At 58.9% G+C, this 2,375-nt stretch carries 3 protein-coding genes; all 3 read right to left on the bottom strand.

What is annotated here, in order from left to right; all coding sequences use genetic code 11:
* Positions 1 to 107 (bottom strand): hypothetical protein (locus ACIPIZ_RS28655; RefSeq protein ID WP_401168862.1); only part of this gene is annotated, 107 nt, incomplete at its 3' end.
* Positions 108 to 112: 5 nt separating this feature from the next.
* Positions 113 to 1,216 (bottom strand): DNA replication/repair protein RecF, encoded by a 1,104-nt coding sequence (gene recF / locus ACIPIZ_RS28650; protein WP_401168859.1) that lies wholly within the window; start codon positions 1,214 to 1,216, stop codon positions 113 to 115.
* Positions 1,217 to 1,230: 14 nt separating this feature from the next.
* Complete coding sequence (gene dnaN / locus ACIPIZ_RS28645; protein ID WP_007911887.1) at positions 1,231 to 2,334, bottom strand: DNA polymerase III subunit beta; 1,104 nt, start codon at positions 2,332 to 2,334, stop codon at positions 1,231 to 1,233.
* Positions 2,335 to 2,375: the final 41 nt, after the last annotated feature.

The following is a 2,375-nucleotide window of genomic DNA, read 5'->3' as shown; positions in this document are numbered from 1 at the left end:
CTGCCATCGTCGGTGTCACCAATGTACATACCTGGACGTTTGCGTACGGCATCCAGGCCTTTCACCACTTTAATGCTAGTTGAGTCGTACGTATTTTCTTCTCTCAAAGCCTTCACACCCGATGGTCGTGGGTCTGGGTGATACGGCCCTGTTCCACGTGGAACAGAGCGACTGGCGTTTCCGTCTGCCAGCCTTCCCTCAATAATTCGTGATCTACACAGGTGATGAACACCTGGCAGCGTAAGTCTTCCAGCAAGCGGCACAGCGCGCGACGGTGGCCCTCGTCCAGCTCGGACGGCAGATCATCCACCAGATAAATACACTGACCGCGGCGGGCCTGGCTGACCAGATGCCCTTGGGCAATCCGCAGTGCACAGACCACCAACTTCTGCTGACCCCGGGACAAAATGTCCGCGGCGTTGTGTGCGCCCAATCTAAGACGCAAATCAGCCCGTTGCGGTCCGGCCTGGGTATGACCCATTTGCTGGTCCCGTTGCACGGAACCAGCCAATACGGCGCTCAATTCCCGGTCTTTGTCCCAGCCTCGGTAATAGCTGAGCGTCAAACCTTCGAGCTCAACCAGTTCGCTCAAGGTTTGTTCAAAGACTGGTTTCAAGGCTTTGATGTAAGCGCGGCGGTATTCATCGATTTCAGCGCTGGCCTGGCACAGTTCCCTGTCCCAAACCGCTTGCGAAACGGCGTCAAGTGTACCATGCCGCAGCCATGAGTTTCTCTGGCGCAAGGCCTTCTGCAAACGCTGCCAGGTGGCCATGAACCGTGGCTCGACGTGGAACACGCCCCAGTCGAGAAACTGCCGACGAATCTTCGGCGCGCCTTCGAGCAGACGGAAGCTGTCGGGGTTGATCAACTGCAGCGGCAGGATCTCCGCCAGTTGCGCAGCGCTGCGGGCGTTCTGGCCGTCGATGCGGATCTGGAACTCGCCCTGGCGATCACGGGAAATGCCCAAAGCGCTGTGCCCACCCTCGGCCAATTCGACCTGACCGAACACGGTACAAGCGAGCTGTTCGTACTGGATGACCGGCAAAAGCCGCGTGCTACGAAACGAACGGGCAAGCCCCAGCAGATGAATGGCTTCCAGAACACTGGTTTTGCCGCTGCCGTTGGCGCCGTAAAGAATGTTGATGCGGGGGGAGGGGGAGAAGGTCACCGGGTGCAGGTTGCGCACCGCGGTGACCGAAACACGACTTAAGGACATCCAGGGTCAGCTGATTACAGACGCATCGGCATGACAACGTAAGCCGAATCGTCATTGTCGGACTCTTGCACCAGCGCACTGCTGTTGGAGTCGGACAGGATCAGGCGAACCTGCTCGGTGGTCATCACGCCCAACACGTCGAGCAGGTAGCTCACGTTGAAGCCGATTTCCAGGGAGCCGCCGTTGTATTCAACGCCCACTTCTTCTTCCGCCTCTTCCTGCTCCGGGTTGTTGGCCTGGATCTTCAACTGACCGCTGGCCAGTTGCAGACGGATACCACGGTACTTCTCGTTGGACAGAATCGCGGTACGGCTGAACGCTTCGCGCAGCGCCTGACGATCGCCCAATACCAGCTTGTCGCCCCCCTTAGGCAGCACGCGCTCGTAGTCCGGGAATTTGCCGTCGACCAGTTTCGAGGTGAAGGTGAATTCGCCGGTGGTCGCGCGGATGTGGTGCTGACCCAGCACGATGCTGACATTGCCGTCCGGCTCGGTGAGCAGACGCGCCAGTTCCAGAATACCTTTGCGCGGCACGATCACCTGGTGGCGATCCGGCTGGCCGATATCAGCTTTCATCGAGCACATGGCCAGACGGTGACCGTCGGTGGCCACTGCGCGAATGATGCCTTCGGACACTTCCAGCAGCATGCCGTTGAGGTAGTAGCGCACGTCCTGCTGAGCCATGGCGAAGCTGGTGCGTTCGATCAAACGACGCAGTTTGCTCTGCTCAAGGCTGCAGGTCAGCGAACCCGGGCCTTCTTCAACCGTCGGGAAATCGTTGGCCGGCAAGGTCGACAGGGTGAAACGGCTACGGCCGGCTTTTACCACCAGCTTCTGCTCGTCGACCTTGATGTCGATCAGCGCATCGTTGGGCAGGCTTTTGCAGATGTCCATCAGCTTGCGCGCAGGCACGGTGATGGAGCCTGTTTCAGCCGGCTCTTCAAGTTGCACACGACCGACCAGCTCGACCTCAAGGTCGGTACCGGTCAGCGACAGTTGCTGGCCTTCGACTACCAACAGCACGTTGGACAGTACCGGCAAGGTCTGTCGACGCTCGACGACGCCTGCGACCAGTTGCAGGGGTTTCAACAGGGCTTCGCGTTGAATGGTGAAATGCATGGTCTAGTCCCTTGCCTTAATAAGCTGCGCTGGTGTTCATC

The organism is Pseudomonas sp. NPDC087690, from assembly GCF_044743175.1.
GTDB lineage: Bacteria > Pseudomonadota > Gammaproteobacteria > Pseudomonadales > Pseudomonadaceae > Aquipseudomonas.
Note: the sequence above shows the minus strand (reverse complement) of the source record. Positions and strands in the feature narration are given on the sequence as shown.